This window comes from Methanobrevibacter sp. V74 (assembly GCF_963082495.1).
GTDB lineage: Archaea > Methanobacteriota > Methanobacteria > Methanobacteriales > Methanobacteriaceae > Methanocatella.
The window spans coordinates 1-21,776 of the sequence record NZ_CAUJAN010000006.1; the positions used below are offsets into that span (position 1 = coordinate 1).

General features: G+C 29.4%; 17 protein-coding genes. 6 read left to right on the plus strand and 11 right to left on the minus strand.

From position 1 onward, the window contains the following. Positions 1-65 precede the first annotated feature (65 nt). The gene (locus Q9969_RS09885) at positions 66-5,786 is read right to left on the minus strand and encodes a hypothetical protein (RefSeq protein WP_305557335.1); all 5,721 of its coding nucleotides are present in this window, start codon (positions 5,784-5,786) and stop codon (positions 66-68) included. A gap of 635 nt (positions 5,787-6,421) precedes the next feature. After that, on the minus strand, positions 6,422-7,504 hold the full coding sequence (locus Q9969_RS09890; RefSeq protein WP_305512664.1) for a hypothetical protein: 1,083 nt from the start codon (positions 7,502-7,504) through the stop codon (positions 6,422-6,424). A gap of 41 nt (positions 7,505-7,545) precedes the next feature. Between Q9969_RS09890 and Q9969_RS09895 the strand changes: the two genes are divergently transcribed. Together Q9969_RS09895 and Q9969_RS09900 are read left to right on the plus strand one after the other, a co-directional pair. Continuing rightward, positions 7,546-8,355 carry a sulfite exporter TauE/SafE family protein gene (locus Q9969_RS09895; RefSeq protein ID WP_305557338.1) on the plus strand — a complete coding sequence of 270 codons (810 nt, stop codon included), beginning with the start codon at positions 7,546-7,548 and terminating at the stop codon, positions 8,353-8,355. A gap of 9 nt (positions 8,356-8,364) precedes the next feature. Then, entirely contained in the window at positions 8,365-8,724 is a 360-nt protein-coding gene (locus Q9969_RS09900) for a hypothetical protein (RefSeq protein ID WP_305557341.1), read from the plus strand. On the opposite strand, the gene Q9969_RS09905 is transcribed toward Q9969_RS09900, so the two are convergent. The 7 genes from Q9969_RS09905 to pyrH form a co-directional block, all read right to left on the minus strand. Next, positions 8,718-8,915, minus strand: coding sequence for a hypothetical protein (locus tag Q9969_RS09905; RefSeq protein ID WP_305557344.1), 198 nt, complete (start codon positions 8,913-8,915; stop codon positions 8,718-8,720). The genes Q9969_RS09900 and Q9969_RS09905 overlap by 7 nt on opposite strands. 2 nt (positions 8,916-8,917) lie before the next feature. Next, entirely contained in the window at positions 8,918-9,745 is an 828-nt protein-coding gene (locus Q9969_RS09910) for a DUF364 domain-containing protein (RefSeq protein ID WP_305557349.1), read from the minus strand. Positions 9,746-9,870: 125 nt separating this feature from the next. After that, the gene (locus Q9969_RS09915) at positions 9,871-10,716 is read right to left on the minus strand and encodes a hypothetical protein (protein ID WP_305512657.1); all 846 of its coding nucleotides are present in this window, start codon (positions 10,714-10,716) and stop codon (positions 9,871-9,873) included. Position 10,717: 1 nt separating this feature from the next. Further along, positions 10,718-11,041: a heavy metal-binding domain-containing protein gene (locus Q9969_RS09920; RefSeq protein ID WP_305512655.1), complete on the minus strand. Its 324-nt coding sequence runs from the start codon at positions 11,039-11,041 to the stop codon at positions 10,718-10,720. Positions 11,042-11,050: 9 nt separating this feature from the next. Next, positions 11,051-11,242, minus strand: coding sequence for a DUF2116 family Zn-ribbon domain-containing protein (locus Q9969_RS09925; protein ID WP_305512653.1), 192 nt, complete (start codon positions 11,240-11,242; stop codon positions 11,051-11,053). Between the two features lie 12 nt (positions 11,243-11,254). Then, positions 11,255-12,043, minus strand: coding sequence for a TatD family hydrolase (locus tag Q9969_RS09930; RefSeq protein WP_305557354.1), 789 nt, complete (start codon positions 12,041-12,043; stop codon positions 11,255-11,257). A gap of 9 nt (positions 12,044-12,052) precedes the next feature. Next, positions 12,053-12,730, minus strand: a complete 678-nt coding sequence (gene pyrH, locus Q9969_RS09935) for a UMP kinase (RefSeq protein ID WP_305512649.1) — start codon at positions 12,728-12,730, stop codon at positions 12,053-12,055. Between the two features lie 76 nt (positions 12,731-12,806). Here pyrH and Q9969_RS09940 point away from each other — a divergent pair, with 76 nt between their 5' ends. Next, complete coding sequence (locus Q9969_RS09940) at positions 12,807-13,061, plus strand: hypothetical protein (protein ID WP_305557357.1); 255 nt, start codon at positions 12,807-12,809, stop codon at positions 13,059-13,061. Further along, positions 13,028-13,498: a nitroreductase family protein gene (locus Q9969_RS09945; protein ID WP_305557360.1), complete on the plus strand. Its 471-nt coding sequence runs from the start codon at positions 13,028-13,030 to the stop codon at positions 13,496-13,498. The genes Q9969_RS09940 and Q9969_RS09945 overlap by 34 nt, the downstream gene beginning before the upstream one ends. A gap of 295 nt (positions 13,499-13,793) precedes the next feature. Here the strand turns inward: Q9969_RS09945 and Q9969_RS09950 are convergent, their stop codons facing one another. Next, positions 13,794-14,477: an MIP family channel protein gene (locus Q9969_RS09950; RefSeq protein WP_305557363.1), complete on the minus strand. Its 684-nt coding sequence runs from the start codon at positions 14,475-14,477 to the stop codon at positions 13,794-13,796. A 33-nt stretch (positions 14,478-14,510) separates the two neighbouring features. Continuing rightward, positions 14,511-15,644, minus strand: coding sequence for an adhesin (locus Q9969_RS09955; protein WP_305512640.1), 1,134 nt, complete (start codon positions 15,642-15,644; stop codon positions 14,511-14,513). A gap of 457 nt (positions 15,645-16,101) precedes the next feature. On the opposite strand from Q9969_RS09955, the gene Q9969_RS09960 reads away from it, so the two are divergent. After that, positions 16,102-21,024: a hypothetical protein gene (locus tag Q9969_RS09960; protein ID WP_305557366.1), complete on the plus strand. Its 4,923-nt coding sequence runs from the start codon at positions 16,102-16,104 to the stop codon at positions 21,022-21,024. Positions 21,025-21,290: 266 nt separating this feature from the next. Then, positions 21,291-21,731, plus strand: coding sequence for a hypothetical protein (locus tag Q9969_RS09965; protein ID WP_305512724.1), 441 nt, complete (start codon positions 21,291-21,293; stop codon positions 21,729-21,731). The last annotated feature ends 45 nt before the right edge of the window (positions 21,732-21,776 follow it).

Below are 21,776 nucleotides of genomic sequence, written 5' to 3' on the forward strand. Positions count from 1 at the left end.
ATACTATTTTTAATATAAAATTAATTATTGAATACTTAAAAAATATTAATAGAGGTTTTAAACCTCTATCTTTTAACTTTTACTAATCCTGTGATGGTGTCTTTTACATAGGTTACTTTTACTGTATATTTTTTACCTATTTTGAGTTTTTTAATAACATTCTTTTTAATGATAATTTTAGCTATTCCTTTAGCATTGGTTTTGGTGGTGTAAGTTTTACCTTTAAATTTGAATGTTATTTTTTTGTTTTTAAGTGGTTTTTTGTTGGATTGTTTTAATGTTGTTTTTAGTGTTAGTTTTTTAGCAGATTTTTTGACATTAGTTATTTTTGCTGTTTTTAGTATTTGCTTTACAGTTATTTTATTTTTTACGCTTTGACTTTTATATGTTGCAGTTATTTGGTATGTTTTAGGAGTTAATGCTATTTTTAAACTTGCGCAACCGTTTTTGTCGGTTTTGATGTTGTAAGTTTTTTTGTTAACTGTAAATTTAACAATATTCCCTGCTCCTACGGATTTACCATTATCGCCCACGATGTGAACTTTATAGATAAATCCAGATAAATAATCGCCAATCATATCTTTATTACCACTTATTCTAGAAACAATTTTTAAAGTAGTAGTTTGGGTTTCAAGGTTAGTGGGATTTGTAATTAATACATTATATGTTCCAATTGCTAATTTTTTGTTTAATTTAACAACTCCATTTGCATCAGTCCTAATTTCGTAGGGGTTACTTCCGATTTTGAGTTTTATAAGTGTATTGGCTAATGGTGTTCCATCAACATTTAATAAAGTTGCTTGATAATCAAGTCCACTATTATATCCTCTAATCATAGTAAATGCTTGGATTGTGGATTTAATTATTATGTTAGTGTTAATTTTTTTGTTATTAACTAAAATTGTTGCAGAATATTTTCCAACATTTAAGTCAAGATTTATAGTTGCAATGCCATCATTGTTGGTGATTTCAGTATAAGTGATGCCATTAAGTTTTATTTGGACAATTTGACTAGCAATTACATTTCCTTCACTATCTGTTATAATGATTTGTAGTTTTTCAGAACCTTTGTAGTATTTTTCAACATCAGGAGCTGAAATATTAATTTCCAGTACTTTTATAGTTACTGTTGTATTTTTAGCTAAGTATTTTTCATCTCCAGAATAGATGACTTTAGCGATGTAATTCCCTTGTGTTAAATTAGGAATAATTGCAATAGCTTTATTATCTTGTATTTCTGTTGCATATGTTTTATTATTTAAAACAACATTTATTGTCCCTGTTAAGTCAGTAGGTATTGTTATTTCTACTGTTATATTATTTCCAACCATCACTGCTTTTGAAATTGCTGTAATATTTGGATCTATTTTATTTACATTTAGTGTAGATGAATTTATTACTTTATCATGTAATTCAGTAGCGTTTATACTGTAATTTAGTGTATATGTTCCACATTTTAGTAGATTAATGTTGAAAGTTGCTATTCCATTATTGGTTTTAACTGTATATTCTTTATCATTGATTTTTAAAGTGATTGTTTCGTTATCTGCTGGTAAATTGTCGAATAAAACATTCACAGTAATTGTGGTAGTTCCATAATCTAATTCTATATCATTAGCAATGATAGTAACATTATGGGTTATATTACTTGTTAAATTAACTGTTTGGTTATCTATTTTAGCTTCAATGTAATAACTGGTTGCATTTTTCACTACATTAATTGGATTAATGATATTATTTATGATATTTCCATCATCAAATTCTAATGTAGCATTTATGCTAGACATTATAAATGGTCTGGGATATAAATGTCCAGTATAATCTGTTATATTTTCACCATCAGTAACTTTAAAAGCTAAAGTAATGTCCTTTGATAAACCTTCATTGTTACTTTGATTTATTGTTAGTATTAACCAAGTTTCTGGATTTGTATCAACATTAGCTACTTTATAAATAGGTTTAGAATTACTTCCCCACCAATTATTATTTAAGTAAACATTAGAGTTATCATATATATCAGTTGATATTGTTCCATCTGCAAAGTATGAGTTTATTACAGTTAGATTATAATGATTTGTTGACATTATTAGGTTAGATACATTTTTAATAAATGATGAATTAATTATTAGATTTTCCTTTTGATTATTTAGGAGGTTATACAAATTTAAGAAATTTGAATTGTAAATTTTAATATTTGAAGATACATACCAACTTATAGCGGCATTACTTGTAGTATACAGGTTGGGTCCAGTATATTTGGCATCGTGACCATCTATTGTTGTATTTATTAGGGTTATAATTCCAATTGTTCCAATACTTATAGTAAATGCTGGATTATCAGCATATGTATCTCCTGGGCTAATTAGTTCTAAAGGAGTTTTTCCTGTTCTAAATATTTTTGAATTAATAATACTAATATTGCCAAGACCTCCAATTACAAGGGTGTTTCCGGTCCAACCATTTGTACGCATGGAATCTTGAATATTTGAATTGTAGATATTTAAAATACCATTATTATACATATCAGAACAATATTTTGCATGGTTTGCAATAAATGAGGAATTGTCAATGATTGTTATACCTGTATTATATATGGATCCTCCATAACTTGAATCACCATTATTATAAAAAATAGAATTAACAATGTTTAATGTACCTTCATTATTAATTGCACCACCATTGAATCCACGATTTTTAGCAAATTTAACGCTGTCAATAAATACATTAGCACCTTTTTCAATAACAACAGCAGATTTTTGACTATTCATAGTTTTATAATTATAATTAATTTCATTAATGGTCATATTTATTAATTTTAAAAATCCGTTTCCAGCATGTAATACTGTTATAAACCAGTTGTTTTTAGTATTGTTTCCTGTGATAATTGTTTTATCAATTCCTTCACCAATAATTGTGATATTTAAAGAATCATAAATTGTAATATTATTATTGAATTTACCAGTATAATTACCTTCTAATACTTTGATAAAAATTACTTTAGATTGTTTGCAACCTTTGTCTAATGCATTTTCAATGGTTTTGTAAGGATTTTCGTATGAGCCATTTCCATTCTCATCATTTCCTCTACTATCAGAAACATATAAAGTAATATTTTCTTTTAATGTATTAAGAATTACATTAACAACAGCATTGTTATAAATAGTATTATTTGTTCCATAGCTGTATGTACCACTTAAAGTATAATTGCCGTCTTTTATAAATCCTAAATAATTCAATTTAGCTACACCATTAATAACTTCTGTAACTCCCATATATGAACCATTTAAATTAAATGCAATCATTCCTCCACCAATAATAGCTCCACTAACATGACTGATGTTTGCAGTCACAGTATCTTGTAAGTCATGTGTAATCAAGCTATTAAAAGTTACTGTAATGTTGTCTATTTGTCCATTTTCGTATCCATTATCTGCCTTTTCAATAAATATGTCTTTACCATTATTTGCACTATTATTTTCAAAAAATACATTTTCAAGAATACATTTTGGAAATTGATTATGTTTGTAATGAGATAAGATAAGAATAGCTCCACCATTATTTAAAGCAGTATTATTAATAAATTTAGCACCTTTAATTTGCCCTGCTTTAATAACTAAACCTGATCCATCGATTTTTGCATAATTATTTTTAAAAGTAATATTTTCAATTATTATTTCAACATCATTTCCACTAAAATCATAATATGCGATGTAACTTGATACATTATTTCCTATGAAAGTTTCGTTTACAGAGGTTAGGTTATTAGCATAACTTTGAAAAATATACTTTCCATTTTCATCAATAACAGCATTATTAATGTAATTGTTATTTCTTAATATGCTATTTCCAGATATACGAACAATAGAAGAACCATATCGTCCGTTAACAGTATTGTTGATTATAGTAGTGTTTTCAATATATATTATATTATTTTTAAGAGAACCTATCTGTAAAAAGCAATTATTTTTAGTATTATTACAATTCTTAAATTCAGAATTATAAATTTCTGCATTGTATATGTATATTTCACCACTATTAGTGTAAGTTAGATTATTAAAAATTATTTTAGATGTATCACTATATCCTCCATTTAAGGAATCAACATGTTCAATAATAGAATCATAGATTTTTAAAATATAAGCAGTAATGACATTTCTACTTGTATTTTTTAGAGTCATGTTTGTTAAAGTCACATCTAGATATTCACCAAAATTAAAAATGTTTTTTGTGTTTTCTGCATCAATTATGGTATTTCTATAAGATTCACCAAAAATAGTTAATTTACCAACATTGGAGTAAGATAAATCTTTATTGTCACTTCCAGTATAAATTCCATCTTTCATGTGAATAGTTAAATCTATTGTATTTTCAAATCCATAATTTAATGCATATTTAAGTGTTTTAAATGGATTATTTTCACTTCCATTACCAGTTGTATCGTTACCTTCATTTGATACCCATAATTCTAGGGGGTCATGATCAAAATCAACATGTAGTGTTGCATTTTTTACATTAACTTCATATGGATTTTCAGAATAGTAATAAGTTCCATTAAGTGTGTAATCACCATTATTTAATAATTTAATCACGATTATTGAAGCAATACCATTATTGGATTTACTGGATTTTATTTCTTCACCATTAATAAAGAAATGAACTTCCCCATAAGTACTTACACTATTGTTTAAATCATCTGTTACTTCACAATATAATTTAAATTCAGTTCCATTAATTGTTGCATTTTTAAATTTGAGATATGCATTAAATTCAGTTAGAGAGTATATTAAAGCTTTTGTAGAAGTACAGTTTATAAATTGATTATTTTTAAGGTAGGTATTTGAAATATAAATTATACCTCCATTGCTATTTCCAGTATAATTACAATTAATAAATGTATTATTAATTACTTCAGATTTACAATTTCCATATTTTAATTCAAATGTTCCAGAATCATATAATCCGGTTATATTTCTAAATTTATTTCCAATAATATTTGCATTTGAATATTGGATTGAAAAAGAAGGTAAACTATATGAATATGCGGTCGTTGAATTTATAAATGTAGAATTGATAATGTCTATTGTTATTGATTCACTACCTGTACAATAAAAATCTGCACAGCCTTCAAGTCCATAATTATTTTTAAATATAGAATTTGTAATTTTCATATCTTCTGTATCTTCTGCATAAATTGCTGCACGAATAGTAGCATAATTACTATCAAAAATACAATTATCTATGGTTAAATTTCCAGAAGTAGTTATGGCTGAACCAATTTCAGATTTTCCATGTGTAAATGTAATATTTATTAAAGTTACAATAGAATCAGCACTAATTGATGTAAAAATGGCTGATTCATCATTTCCATCGAGTATAGTTTGACCATTACCTGCACCAATAATAGTTAAACTACCATTATAATTTTTATGAGCTAAATTAATACTTAAATCAGTATTATTTTCACCACTATATCTTCCAGCACTTAAATATACAACAGCATTATCAGAAGCATTTACACTGGATATGGCCTTATTTAATGTGGCATATGGGCTATTTTGACCACCTGATCCTGAATCATCTCCAGTATAATTTACATAAATTGTTTTATTATAACTTGCTGAAGCAAGAATATTATCATTAAAAGAGTCGGCACTAACTATTTCCTCATAACTGTCTGAAGAAATATATTTTTCAGTGTTATTTGAATTATCATATGCATTAACTGCATTTAATGATAAAATAGCCAATAAAACAATACTAACTAATATTATGTTATTTATTTTCAAAATTTTAATCACCTTTTCATTTAATTAATTAAAAAAAATATATTCAATTTAACTTGAATATATATTAATATATTATTGAAGGTATATTTAAAAGTTATTAACGATTGTATGATTTTTATTAACATTGATTATTTTTAATAGGATATTGAATAATTATATTTTAAGTGATAACAGTAGGAAATTAGTGAAATGGAAGAAGAATTTCAACTTATGTCTATTGCATCCGTAATAGTTGATGGTGCGTTTAATTTCTTTAAAATTGAACGAAAAATTTCAAATGTGTGAAAACCACCTTTTGACCTTTAAAACTAATTTTTTATGGAGATTATTAAAAATAACAAGTAGTGTGAAGTTGGATTTATAATGCAAAATACAATCTTTTGTATAAATTTAATATTCACATTCAACATCAGATAAAGAAAAAGTAGACATTTTGTTTCATTGGTGGCATTTTACTGGATTATTCAGGTCAAGTGTTGCTTGCTTTGAATGATCATGATGCTCGACTAAATGAAAACTAAAATATAATGGACAAAAATATCCAAAATTTGAGTTAATGTGCGGACAAATATTTCACTGGTTCAAACATTGGCCTTGCTGGAATTTGTAAAGTTAAATGGATTTTCTTCATAGTATTATAGATATGAGTAAATATTCCATGAAACAGTGTAATATTCGCAGGAATTATTCAGAGGAACTTTTAAATCATTGATTAGTCCCATTTCATTATAACTTGAGTCAATATGGTATGTAGTTTTGTTTAAATTAGTATCATGTTCTGAACTTATAATGTTTTTGCTAATATTTCCTAAATCGATTTCTTCACTTGGATTAACAACTTCAACAGTATAATAGTCAGCTTCTGCACCAGCAAAAGCAACAGTAAATCTTAATACTATAAATGCAATCAATACAATGTAAATAAAAATTCGATTAAATAAAAATCTATTTCTACCAAATCCACGATTTCTATAACTAGGTTGATTCAGTTCATTTTTTTTTAATAGTTGTTCATCCTTTAAATAAGTGCCTGCAATGTGATTTAAGTAATAGCCATTTCTGTAAATTAGATATAATCCAAATATTCCAACATATGATGGGGTTGCAAACATTCCTCCATCAATGATTCCGATAAGTAGGCAACTTGAAAAGAAAGCTATTAAGAAGTTCGTAAGCCATGGACGTTTTTGGATGGATAATACGATTGCTGCAAATAATGCCGGAATGAATAAAACTACTAAAAATGAAAAACTTGGAACATAAGTATATAGGCCTGCTCCTGTGTTAATGTCACTTTGGATAAATTGTCCCATTATTTGAGTTAAAGCTTCCCCTAAAATAGACTTTAATAAGTGGGTATGCAAAATGCTTGTAGAGCTCATGCCGTTAGTCATAGAGCAAAATATGGTGTTAAGTCCAATTCCCATTTGTAACCTGAAAATTATTTCTAGTAAAATGCCCAAAATTAATAAAATAGAACCAATTATCATTGATAATTTCAAATACTTTCTTGTATCGATGTCTTTTTTGATAATCTGGGATAAAATTAAAAATAATCCTAAAAATCCAAAGAAAATGATGTCTTTTCCTTTAGAAGATCCCATTAAAAATAAATAGGTTATTGGCCGTATAATTGGGTTTAGCATATCACTTAGAAAAATTATGCCTCCCAGAATTAGGAATGCTATTCCGATTAAAATAGTTTTATTAACTTTCATTAACAATACTTTAATTATTAATACTTTAAATAAGTGATGTTATGTTTACGGTAGGATATTTTATAGGACTAATCCTAATTGGCATATTTGTAGGGTTTGCATCAGGTCTTCTAGGTGTTGGTGGGGGATTTATAATGGTTCCTCTACAATATTTTTTATTACAGTCCATTGGGGTTGAATCTGATTTGGCAATGTTGATTTCTCTTGGAACTAGTTTAGCTATAATCATACCTACCTCTTTAAGTGGAGCATACAGACATGCTAAAACAATGGATGGTATTGTACTTCCAGGTGTACGCTTAGGCATTTTTGGAATTGCCGGAGGAGTTATTGGAGGTATGGTCGCTTCAATTTTGTCATCTAATATATTGAAGATAATATTTGGCTGTTTATTGTTATTTGTTGCTGTTAATAATTTAATTAACTTCAATAAGGAAAGAGTAGAAGCTAAAATTCCATTCAATCTCATATCTACTTGCATAATAGGTTTATTAGTTGGATTTGCATCTGGATTGTTAGGCGTTGGTGGAGGAGTATTCATAATACCTGTCTTGACCGTATTATTAGGTTTTTCAATGATAGAAGCAGTAGGAACTTCTTCTATTTTCATTAGTTTAACTGCTATTGGAGGTTTCTTATCATATATCGTTTCTGGCTGGGGAGTTTCAACATTTCCATACTCAATAGGTTATGTAAGCATTATTAATTTCACATTAATAACATGCTTTTCAGTACCGTTAGCTTCATTAGGCGCTAAATATGCTCATAAGATTCCTCAAAAAAAGTTAAAAATAATATTTTCCATTCTAGTATTGTATATGGGGTTAAAAATGTTGGGAATATTTTCGTAGGTGATTAAAGTGAGAAATGATAGGAAAGTTGGCGAAAACTTTGATGAAAAGATGGCGGGGGATATTTTTGATAAATTAAAAAATGCTGAAGGTAAAATAAAACCTAAAAGAAAAGGTCGATTTGACAATATCACTAATTTAATGCAGGAAGCAAAAAGTTTAGAAAAAGAAAATAAATGTGATGAGGCCATTAAATTGTATAATGAAGTTATTTATATTTTGCCGGATTCAACAAAAGCATATGAAGCACTAGCTAATATATATAAAAAACAAGGCAACATCAAGGCCGAAAAAGATATTTTGCAAAAAGCTATAGCTAACTGTAGTAAAACAGGCCAATTTGAAAATAGGTTAAATGATATTCAATAAAAAAATAAGATGAAATAAATAACAAACATGACTATTGAGAAATATATGATAAATCTTCCATGTTTCTGATATAATGCGCTTTCTTTTTTAAAGAATACAAGTATTGCTCCATATATTAATCCGATTATTGGACTTAATGTTCCAATAACGTAACCAATTATGGGGATTATGATATTTCCATCAGCTTCCATTTTTATTCGCCTCCTTTTTTAATTATTGCACGTTCAGCAGATTGTCCAAAGAAATGATATCCAGAACCTGCTTCTGAAATAACGTCTAATAATTCATCAGCATTGGTTACTACAATTCCACCAGTCATTGTAACTCCTTTTTCGAAAAGTACATCAGGAATCATACTTGCAGTAGGGCCTGTAACTAAAATCTCAGCATCATCTCTAGCCATTTCAAGCAAATCTGATAGTGTGTCATTTAAAACAGTGACTCCAGTGATTACAAGCAAATCTGCATCCGGAACATATTTGTGGGCATCTTCAGAGGGGGCGTAATATTGCAATTCATGTTTTTTTAAAGTATTAGGATCTTGCTCTAAAATTGTAAAATCACAATTATTGGCTATTAATTTTTTAAGCATTGGGATTAGTGATCCTACAACAACTGTTTTATCGTATTTGTTGACATCAATCTCATCAAAAGCATCACGATTCATGATTGGTTTATTTTCTGCATCATATTTTTCCCAAATTAGATTGCTCAATGCATTAAGCGCTGCAATACCTAATGTTCTTCTAAGCACATTGTCGCAGAATATGTCATCTAGATATTGTTTAACAGGAATGTCGGATAATTTTCCAGAAAATGGCATCACTGCAGCAGAACTGGGGCAGCAGACAGCTTCAGGTATTTCTTTAACTGGAGTAAAACATAATCCTCCGTGATCGGTAGATAATTTAACTCCTGAGAAAAAAAGTCCAAATACTGCTCTTTCAACGACAATATTGTTTATATCATCACCAATTTTATTTAATACTATTTCTACAGTATCTTTTAATAGTTTATCCATATTATCACCAATTTACATTGATTTTTGAGTTACTAATATATTGGATTACGGAACTTAAAAATATTGTTTTTTTATTCAGTGACAGTTGTTTAAATGATTTTTATTCTTTTAAAATTGATGGTGTTTTACTGGATTAATATTCCCATTCCCATTGCAGTAATTTGGATATGGTTTCCATTTTTTCCAATTAAAGAATAGTTTATTGTTAAATCTATAATGCCATTTCCATTGTTTTTCTTAATTTGTTTTGCAAGTTCGACTAAGCTTTCGTCTTTTCCTTGTTTAATATTTAAAATAAATTCTTTGGCGTTCTTATCAGGGTCTGCATGTATTATGTTTATGTCTCTTTCTATGAATATGTCGCTTTGATAGATTCCTATAATCTCATATTTCTCATTTTTTAAATCCGTGGTTGTATAAAAAGAGAATTCTAGGTTATTTAATGTTTCATTACTTTTAATTTCATCAAATGTTGGAATTTCCTCGTCTAACGTACGTTTTCCTTTCTTTTGAGGTAATTTTCTATACCTCACACGATTATCATAATGTTTAGCAATTTTTTTGTAAGTTTTATGGAAACTAGAAGCTATTATTCCGACTAAAATCAAAATAATAAAATTGGTCAATGTCGGAAATGCTGCTTGTAAAATTACAAGAAGCGATCCTGCCGTTATAAGGTTAAAACCAAGTGTTGGGTTTTTTAGGATAAAACTATAATAAGTTACATATATAAATAGGATAAATGCACTTATTGCACCGATATTTTCACCAATCAATCGATTTGCAAGTATTGTTTCCACATAACCTGCAATTAAAGGTGCAAAAATCAATCCCAGATTCCATCCAAAAATAGCTATATTGAAATATAAAAAAATTCCGTAAACTAAAAGGCCTGAGGCGGTACCTAGTGCAATGCAGATAAGCATGTCTAGTTTTTGACGGTCAATAATCTTTTGGTTTTTCAATCTCATGTTATTCAAATTTCACTGCAGTACCATAGGAGGTTACAAGTATTGTATTTCCCATTGTCCCTCCAAGGTTGTCGTAAGAAATTTTAAGTCCAATGATTGCATTAGCATCCAGTGCTTCCGCCTTTTCTATCATACTATTAAAAGCAATATCACGTGCCTTTTCAATTTCTTCTTCGTATTTGGAGGTTCTCCCACCTACAACATCACGGACTCCAGAAAATAAATCTTTATAAATATTAGAACCAATCAGCGCCTCACCAGTAACCAATCCTCTATATTCAACAATTTTTTTATTTTCTAGAGTATTTGAAGATGTTAAAATCATTCATATCACTTATTTTAGGAAGGTCATTACTGCCCAAATGACTAAAAATATTGCAATAACTATGTATAGAATTATTTGTGATCTTTTTCTCTGTTTCAATCTTGCATCCCAGACTTTTTGACAATCTGGTGAGCATACAAGTTCATTTAAAGGTATTGGTGTTCCACAAATTGGACAATGTTTATGAGGGTCTACTGCCATTTTATCATCTCCTTATATTTTAAAAAATTCTTTAGTATTTTTATTAACTTGATTTGCAAGTTCTTCTGCATCCATCCCCATGCAAAGAGCAATTGTTTCGAGGATATGAGGTAAATATTTCGGTTCATTCCTGTTCTTTTTAGGTTTCACATTAAAGTTTTTCGGTATCAAAAAGGGTGCATCTGTTTCAATCATTAATTTTTCAGGCGGGATAATGCTTACTGCTTCCTGTAAATTTCTACCTCTTTTCATATCACATATCCATCCAGTCACGCCAATGAAACATCCCAAATCAACATAATTTTGAGCTTCCTCTTGGTTTCCGGTAAAACAATGAACAACTGATTTTTCAATAACATTGTCATGTCTTTTTAAGATATTGTATAAGTCTTTGTGAGCTTCTCTTTCATGTAAAAATAAAGGCATATTGCTTCTCTCAGCAAGTTCTACTTGAGCTTCAAACCATTTTCTCTGCAAGTCTTGTGGTGAAAAGTTTCTATTGTAATCAAGTCCACATTCTCCTATAGCTACAACACAATCATTTTTAGCTATTTTTTCAAGTTCAAACATACTATGTCCGTTACATGTTTTAGCATCATGAGGATGAACGCCAGATGTTGAAAATAGAGTTCCAAAATATTTGGAAGCATATTCTGCTGCCAACTGGCTTGAATTAACATTGGTTCCAGTAATAATAAACTGTTTGACACCAAATTTTTTAGCTTCTTCAATAATTTCAACACGGTCTTTTCTAAAAGAGGAATGCATCAAATTCAGACCGATATCAATAAGATTATCCACTTTTTTCACCTATTTGTTGATAATTTTAGTTCCTACATTTTCCCCATTAACCGCTTTGATTAAGTTTTCAGGTTTAAATCCGTTAGCAATAACTGTTTCCAAATCTGATCTTTTAATCATTTGAACAGCGGTGTTGTCGAAAAATTCATAGGTTCCGGCTTTCATGTCTTTGCCACTTAAAAATTTAAGTAAATCAGTTGCTGTAATTTCCGGAACAAGTTCAGCGTCATCAAATTTATTAGGGTCTTTTGTATACATTCCATCAACAGAGGTTAAGTTAATAAGTTTATCTGCCTGAACATATTCAGCTAAAATTGCAGAAACTGCATCAGTACTGTGTGCAGGTTCAGTTCCACCCATTACAACGATTTTTCCACTAGCTGAAAATTCCAAAGCTTGATGGAAATTATGTGGAACTCTTTGATAAGCTGCATCGCCAAGTGCTAAAAGCATTAATTTAGCGTTGATTCTTGTAATTTCAATTCCAATATCATCACATTGTGCTTCGCCAGCACCTAAATCACGAACAATATTAATGTATTCTCTTGCAGGTTTTCCACCACCTACAACAACATATAATTCGTGTTGTTTGGATAAGTCCTTCAAAATATCACTGTATTCTTGGAATTTTTTATTATCATATTCTTTAAGTAAAATTGATCCTCCAATTGCAATAACAATTTTCATATATTCACCTTATAGTAATTATATCTTTACAATATTATTTAAATTTTAATCAATATATTAAATAAAGGTGGATATTATGAGTTTAGATGACCAAATGTATATCAGGAAATCATGCCGTAATTATTTAGATGATGAAATTGACATTGAGGTTATACATGAATTTATAAAAAATGTTAAACCATTAAATGAGAACATTGATTATGATTATGAAGTTTTAACTCCAGATAAGCTTAATATACATACTCGTTGGCAGGCTCCTTATTATTTAGCATTATTTAGTGAAAAAAGGATAATTATTTGGAAAACATCGGTTTTATATTCCAACAGCTAGCTCTTTTCCTTCAAAGTAGGGGTATTGGAAATTGTTGGGCGGGCATGGCCTCATTAAAGGAGAAGAATCCTAATTTCGTAATTGCTATTTCATTTGGAAAATCATATAAAATGACTCGTGAATTATCTAATTTCAAACGTAAAAAATTATCTGAAATTTCCGATGTCAGTGATGAAAGATTAATTCCCGCTCAACTTGCACCATCAGCTATTAACTCACAGTCATGGTATTTTAAACACACCAATGAAGGATTTGATGTTTATCAGGCAAAACAAAATTTATTGAAACGTCGAGTGCTAAAAAAATGGAATCCTATTGGAATTGGCATAGCATTGGCTCATATGTATATGGCTAATTCAGATTCATTTGAATTTTTCAAAAAAAGTGATTTTGAGGAAATTAAAGGTTATACTTACTCTGGAAGTATAAAAATTTAGCCGAATAAGTCGGAGTGATTAATTGCTTCTCATTTTCTCAGAACCGTTCATGTAGTTTTCAGACAAGTCGGCTCAAGCATATTAGTTATCTGAAGAGATGGCATATAAACCGGTGTGATGTTAGGATTTAAACTATCATGCAACCCCAGTGATACAGATTAAGTGAGAATAATCCGTATAGCAATGTTAACAACATATTGATAGTTTCGCTGACATAAAACTCTCAAAGTATGGGTTCATATAATAAAATTTAAAAGATAATTGCTTGTCGCACAAAAAAGAAAAGATTAGAGGATTATGCATCCTCCTCTGTTAATCCTTTGTATAATAATCCTGCAATAACTGCACCAATTACTGGAGCTAAAATAAATACCCAAACTTGCTGGAGAGCTTGTCCTCCAAGGAATAATGCCGGTGCTAAACTACGTGCCGGGTTAACAGATGTTCCAGTTAATGGAATCCCCATGATATGTACCAATGTAAGGGTTAAACCAATAACAAGGCCTGCAACAATTCCATTTTCTGTTTTTTTAGTAACTCCTAGAACTGTGAATACAAATACGAAGGTTAAAATAATTTCAACGAGTATAGCTCCAACCACATCAAGTCCAACACTTGATGCTGACCCAAATCCGTTTTGGCCAAGACCGGTTAGGGAATATCCTCCAAGACTTGGTGCTGAGTTAATAATGACTGCTAAAATAGCAATACCAATTATTGCACCAATACATTGGAATACAATATACATTATCAAGTTTTTAGCATCCATTCTACCGTCAATCCACATTCCAATTGAAACTGCTGGATTGATGTGACATCCTGAAATGTCTCCAATAACATAAGCCATAGCTACAATGGATAATCCAAATGCCATTGCAATTCCGAAGTTACCTAAAACTTGGCCTGCTATGGCCGCACTTCCACAACCAAATAGAACAAGAACCATTGTTCCAATTAATTCTGCTATATATCTTTTCATAATTTTTCCTCATTGTAATATATATTTTTTTACTTAGATTCTTCGCATCCTTTTGAATATTAAGTATGCTAGGAATAATACGAATAATACTAATATGAATGGGAATATGTGTAGTAATATGGAATCATTTACCTTATCGAATTTATATTCGCTTTCAAAGCCCATATGTTTGGCATCGGTATGATTTTGAGTGATTTTTGCAAAGTTATATAATAAATCATAATAGCTAATATGAGCTCCTTCGTATTCAATTGAATCTGGTGCTCTTCCATTTGTATCCATATATTCTCTAACTATTCCTCCCATCTTGAAATAATCATAAATAGAATACGTGTCTTTTGTTAAAAATGAAATTCCTAATGGATTTTCTGGTCCGTCATAGGTTTTTGGAATATCCAGTCCATTTCCATTTAAATAAGAGCTGGTTTGATACAATAGTTGGGCTGAGGTATAATTGCCATAAGGGCCTGTCATTTCAGTATCATTGCTATTTATTAATTCTTTACTTGCATTAGCCATTATTGCCGGTTTTATGATATTCCGGCTGATTAATTGATCACTTAAAATTTTAGTATCGTTTTCATGTGTATTTACGATATTTACAATTTCCTGAGCAATTTGCTTATTCATTTTTTCGTCATATCTATCTAAATAACCATCGCGAGCATTATCTGGGAATTCTTTTGTTGGTTGAACATAATAAATTCCGGCATTTTTAAGAAATGTTCCAGGATCATGCATTCCTGCAAGTGTCACGTTTGAGTAATTGTCATCCCATGCTCTTCTTAAGAAGTTTGTATTGTTGTCTAAATCATAACTTCCTGTATTGACAAAGATTATTTGTTTATCTGAATTTGTAGTTGCTGTAGCTAATTGCAGATAGTTTCCAGCGTCTGATGCAGCCAGACAGATGCTTACATCACTAGTCACCTCTATTGCTCTCCATCCTTCTCCGGGAGCAGGTGCTTCATTATCAACAATTACTTGAAGTTTTCCATTACTTATCTCTTCTATATAGTTTTTTATAGAATTTAACATTTGTATGTCAGTATCATGGTCAATAATATTGTCTGATGTTATAAAAATAGTTTTTACAGCAGCAACATCTTGTATTGCCGGAGCAACTAATAATAAGACCATAATGAGTATTGCTATTTGCTTTTTCATGTTTTTTACCTTACCTTAATTATATTTTATTATTATTTTTATCAATAAAATATTTTGTTATGGTGATTTTCATTTTCATTTTAAAATACATTTTTTCACATATAAAACAATTATTATCTGTTTAAATACATAATTTTAAATATTTATTAGTTTAAATGCTATTTTGAGGATTTAAAAAGATTATCTTTTATTTTGAGGTAAATTTTGCGAGGTTTTTAAAATTTTAATTTTTTAAGATTAAATTGAGATTAACTCCAAATTTGGTCAAATTATTTGATGTGAAAATAATGTGTGGTAGGTTGTTATTTAAATTATCCTACTGATTTGGGATTGTTTTTAAATTTTATCCTTAAAATTATTGTTTTTAAATCTAAACTCAAAATAAGAAGTTTAATTGCTAGATAATAGCTTTTTGTTAATTAATAGTATTTATAATCGTCCTCAAAGGTGATTTATAATGTTAAAAAATAATGGAAAGATTATTATTGGAAGAAATTTCCTATTTGCTCTTAGTATTATTAGTTTAATGTTTATTGCATTTGGGTTAAATGTTGAAAACTCATATGCATTGGAGTTAAATGATACTGTTGATGGAATGGGTGTAGACTCTGATAATACGGTAAAACTAGAAAATTCTCAAGATGAAATTTTGGAGGTAGATTCTCAAGATATTTTAAAATCAACGATCAAACCAAAAAAGAATACTTATAAGAGCATACAGGAGGCAATTGATTCGGCAAAAGCAGGTGATACAATAAAGTTATCTGGAAAGTATTATTCTAATGGCGAACAAATTGTAATTTCAAAAAAACTCACACTGACAGCGGATAAAACTGCCATACTAGATGGAAAACATTTGTCCCGCGCTTTTCATGTAAAAGTAAAAGGTGAGGGAAGTGTTTTTAAAAATATAAAATTTATAAATGGTAACGCCAAGTATGGGTCTGCCATATACATAAAATCAAAGAATGTCCATGTTGAAAATTGTATTTTTGAAGATAACCATGCTAATAAGGGAGGTGCACTTTTTACAGTTGCAGATTTAGATATTACTTCAGGAACCATTGTTGATAATTGTCAATTTAGACGAAACACTGGGTATAATGAAAATTTTGAAAATTACTCCTACTCTGGTGCGCTTTCGGTTTATGGTAGGAATTCGGTAATTAAAAATTGTCTTTTTGAGGATAATTGGATAAAAGCAAAACAAGATTGCTTTGGTGGTGCAATACAAGTAGGTTTGGATTTACCTGATTCAAATGTTAAAGTAATTAACTGTATTTTCAAAAATAATAGGGCTATTAGTCTGGGATCTCATTCCCACGGAGGAGCCGGATGTGTTCGTGATGGTTCTTCCTATGTTAAATGCATTTTTATTAATAATAGTGCAGATCAGGGAGGAGCGTTAACATTTCACGCATCAGGAGCTATTGTAAACTGTACATTCATTGGAAATACTGCAAATAGATTGTATGGTGGTGCAATCTCAACAGGATTTCTGTTTGATTATATGAAATTAAACATTCTAGATTGTAGTTTCGATGGAAATTCTGCACCAGTTGGCGGAGCTATCCAAGCAAAAGGTTTGAATATATTAATCAACAATTCAGATTTCAAAAATAATCATGTAACAAAATATGGTGGTGCCGTTAATATCGAAGCTGAAGATGTTGCAATTAAGAGTTCAATCTTTAATTTTAATAAGGCCAATATTGATGGTGGTGCTGTTTATATTAAAGGTAAAAATACTTTAATTGTAACATCTTCATTCAATTCAAATGAAGCTGTTCCTGATGTGGATAAGTTGGATGATGGATTGGGTGGAGCAATTTATATTAATAGCTCATATGCTTCTATTAAAAATAATTCATTTAAATTTAATATAGCAAGAAACGGTAGTGCAATTTATTATGATGAGATGGGCGAAAAACTCACTTTGGAAAATAATGAATTGTACCAAAATCAAGCATGGGTTTACCAGTTGCCTATTTTCAGTAAAGATATTTACTATGGGGATGGCGAAAAAATAAAAGTAATTCTGATTGGGGGAAATAATATTGCTAAATTTGATAATTTGGCGGTGTCTAATGCGATTTATAATGCGGCAGATACTGTGAACATCACGGTAGATGGACAATATCCTGTTTATGGTGCTACAAATACAGGTGAACTATATCAGGATAGTCGTGAGTATAATATTCGTGTTTTATTAACAGTCAAACATGAAGATGGAACAGTTGTTTATAATTGTGATGGAAATACAAATTATTTGGGTGAAATTAATGTCAATTTGGATAATTTAAAACCCGGAAAATATTATGTTTCAGCAAAACATTATGAAGACACTTATTATAAGTCAATAACCAACATTACCACATTCACTGTTTATCCAAAGGTGGATAATCAAATTAAAATCACTTCAGATAAAGCTGTATACAATTTTGAAGACATTGTTGTATGGTGTATAAACATTACAAATAACGGTCCAAATAATGCAACAGGTGTTGTTGCATCGGAATTATTGTCAGTAGGTTTAATTTATGTAAGTGATACAAGTGATGGACTATATGATCCTAAAACTGGAATTTTAAACATTTCTACTTTGGATGTTGGTGAAAAAGTATCATTTAATATTTTAACCATTATTAATAAAACTGGCGAAATTACAAACAAGGTCAATATAACTGCCATTGAGTTCGATACTAATTTGGACAATAATTTTGATGAACGATTAATAACAGTTAACCCTGCATCTGATATTCAGGTAGTAAAATCAGTTAACAATACTGTCCCTAATTATCATGACTTAGTAAACTGGACAATTTTAATTAGAAATAATGGTCCGGATGTCGCTCATGATATTTTGGTTTGTGATGTGATTCCATCTACTTTAATTCCAATTAATTATAATTCAAATAAATTAACATGGAAAATAGAATCTCTCAAAGTAAATGAAGAGATTGTATTTAATGTTATCACATTAATTAATGATACTGGGGTTATTAAAAACACTGTAAACGCTTCTGCTCGGGAATTTGATTATGACTTATCAAATAATGAGGATAGTGAAATAGTTAAAATCAGTTCTGCTTCTGATTTATCAATTGTAAAATCAGTAAATGCCTCTAATGTGGACTATATGGATATTGTCAAATGGACATTAACAATTAAAAATAACGGGCCTAACAATGCAACTGGCGTTAAAATAACTGATATATTGCCTGAAGGATTCATTCCTTTCAATTCTACATTATCTCTCACAGAGGATATGATAGAACTTGGAGATTTAGCCATTGGAGAGTCAATGTCTATTGATATAATTTGTAAAGTGAATGCAACAGGTAACTACACAAACTTTGCATATATCTACGGAAATGAATATGATCCAAATTTAGCTAATAATCAGGACAATAAATCCATAACGGTTAATTCTGCGGCGGATTTGGAAATTACAAAAACTGTAGATGAAGAGAAACCAAAAAATGGCGATTTAATCACATGGACAATTACAGTTAAAAACAACGGTCCGAATATTGCACATGATATTAAAGTTTATGAAGCGCTTTCAAACTCATTAATCTGGGTTGAAGATGACTCCTCAGGTGATTATGATCCTCAAACTGGAGTATTGAATATAGATGTTTTGGACATTGGCGAAGAATATGAAGTTAATATAATCTGTCAGGTAAATAGAACAGGCATTATCATCAATGATGTAAATGTCACTTCTCTGGAATTTGATTATAATTTAAGCAATAATCAAGCTAATGAAAGCATTGAAGTAAAACCATCTGCTGATGTAAATATTATAAAATTAGTCAACAATACTAATCCCAACTATAATGACTTGGTTAAATGGACAATAATTGTGTCAAATAATGGTCCTAATAAGGCCACAGGCGTTAAAGTATCAGAAATAATGCCTGATGGTTTAATAATTCTTAATTCAACAGCTACGAAAGGGGTTTATGATAATGATTTGTGGTTTGTGTGTTGTCTTGAAAAAAGGGAGATGCAAACATTGGAAATTATTTGCCGTGTAAATAAAACCGGTGTGATTACTAATCTTGTCGAAATTAATGCTACTGAATATGATCCCAACTCTACAAACAATAAGGTCAATGAATCAATAAAGGTTTCTCCAGCTGTAGATATTGAAGTAATTCAAAATGTAAACAATGTCTATCCATTATTTGGCCAATCAATAACTTGGATGATAACAGTTAAAAATAATGGCCCTGATAATGCAAGTGAAGTGGAACTATCAGATATTTTGCCTGAAACACTAATCTTTGCTGATTATAATTCAACAAAAGGAAAGTATATTGATGGAATTTGGAATATTGGTAATTTAAATGCTGGAGGGTGTGAATATTTAAATATAACCTGCATAGCTAATGATTTAGGATTAACAGTCAATAATGCACAGGCAGTATCCTATGAATATGATTGGGATGAATCAAATAATTATGATGATGCTCAAATTAATGTTCGTCCTGTTGCTGATTTGAGTATTGAGAAATTGGTGGATAATATTAATCCAAATTATGGTGATTTAATCACATGGACCTTGATAATTTCAAATAATGGTCCAAATGACGCATCAAATGTTGTTGTATTTGATAGATTGCCTAAACAATTGGAATTTATAAAATCAAGTGATGATGAAAACTATAACGATGGTAATTGGCATGTTAACACATTAAAAACTGGAGAAAGTAAACAATTAACTATTAGATGTAAAGTAATTGCTACTGGATTAATTAAAAATACTGTAAATTTGTCAAGCGATGAGTTTGATCCGGATTTGAACAATAATAAAGCAGATAAAGAAATATCTGTTCCGCAAGCAAGTGATTTATCCATTACTAAAATAGCTTCTAAATATAAATACGTTATTGGTGAAATAATCACTTATGTAATTGAAGTTGTTAATAATGGTCCAGATGCTGCTTATAATATTAAAATAAATGAAATTTTAGATGATCTGTTAAGATTAAAATCATTTAAAGTTAGCAAAGGCAATTTTAATAAATTCACTAATGTTTGGACTATTAATTACTTAAGATATGGAGAATCTGCTAGTTTAAGTATTAAAGCTATTGCAACAGGCACAGGTGTTGTTAAAAATACGGTTTCAGTGACAAGTGATAGTTTTGATTATGATTTGTCTAACAATAAAGACATTGCTGCTGTTAAGATAGTTAAAAAAACTTCAAAAGTAATACATAATAAATCTAAAGTCAAAAATGTCAGAATTCCTGAAAATAAGATCAGTAACTTTAAATTACATCCAACAGCTAACCCATTTTTCCTGTTGCTTGTTTCTTGTGTGGTTTCAATAATATTTTTAAGTGAAAATATATTTAAAAAACGATGAATTAAAGTAGTATTTCCACTACTTTTTTTATTTTTTTTGAAAGGAGTTTTTAAAATTTTTCAAGTATTATAATTATTAATTTCATGATAAATTATTTTATATGTTATATTAATAAATACTCAAATAATGCTTCGATTTTACAATTTAATCAAAATGTTTATATAATACTTTTAATAAATAATTGATTAGATATTGATGTAAGAGTAATTTTTAATTAAAAATTGATGATCGACTCAATATTTTAAAAACTCAAAAGAGGTGTAATGATGTCTGAAGAAGAAAAAATTGAAGAAAATTCTGAAGAATTCATTGAAGAAGATGATGAAAAATTACCTTTCGCTAAAGCAGAAGTTGTACGTTTAATGAAAGAAAATTTAGACGACGACAAAATGATTAGAGAAAGAGTAAAAGTTGAAATGAATAAATTCTTAGGTGAAGTTCTAAAAAATGTATGTAAACAATTAAATGATTACCCATACACTACAGTTGAGTATGAAATGCTTAAAGAGTCCACTTACCCATACACAAACATTGAAAGAATTAACCAAGAAAAAGAAAGAATTTTGTTACATTTAGAAGCTATTAAAGCAGATTGTAATGCATTAGCTATGGATGTGCAAAAAACATTAAAATTAAAAGATGTTGTTGAAGAAGACACATTTGCTAGTTTTTCATTAGATAATGATGAAGAAGAAGATGAAGAATAATTCTTTCATCAACTGAAAAGATGTAATTTGAGATATTTTCTTAAT